Origin of the sequence: Microvirga zambiensis WSM3693 (assembly GCF_016735695.1) — a bacterium.
Taxonomy (GTDB): Bacteria; Pseudomonadota; Alphaproteobacteria; order Rhizobiales; family Beijerinckiaceae; genus Microvirga; species Microvirga zambiensis.
In genome coordinates this window covers 1-505 of the sequence record NZ_JAERQD010000255.1, presented here as the reverse complement: position 1 = coordinate 505, position 505 = coordinate 1, and the positions used below count along the sequence as shown (strand labels likewise).

Sequence of the window (505 nt, the reverse complement as noted above, 5' to 3'; positions counted from 1 at the left end):
TTCGTGCGCCAATGCTCGCGGGCCTGGCGCACGTCGGAGCGTCCTTGTTCGCTGGCCCGCAGCGTTTTTTTTAAAACTGTAGCCCTGGCGGATGAACCAGCGCGCGATCGAGGCGGGCATGACCTTGGTGCCGCGGGCTGCCAGTTCCGCCGCGAGTTGCGGCATGGTGATGTCGCCCTTCTCGGCGACACGCTGGAACAGGAACTCGCGATGCGGATCGAGCTTGGAGTAGCGCCAGCCGCCCTCCGGTTTGGCGGCCAGGCTACCGGTGGCTCGATAGGCCGCCATCAGCCGCACCACGAACGCGACCGAGACCTCGAAGTGGCGGGCAGCTTCATGACAGGAATGGCCCGCCTCGACAAAGCGCGCCACCCGACGGCGCAGATCCAGCGAGTAGGACTTGGTCATCGCTCATCTCCTCCCAGAAGAGGGTCGAGATGAGTGAATCACGAAGCCGCCACGCCGCATAGCCCCAGCGACTCCGTCAGAACTGCCGTTGCTCTAG

At 64.8% G+C, this 505-nt stretch carries 1 protein-coding gene; it reads right to left on the bottom strand.

Features of this window, described 5'->3' with window-relative positions; all coding sequences use genetic code 11:
• The coding region (locus JKL46_RS35165; protein ID WP_246529759.1) for an IS630 transposase-related protein at positions 1-408 on the bottom strand (408 nt) is incomplete at its 3' end.
• Between the last annotated feature and the right edge of the window lie 97 nt (positions 409-505).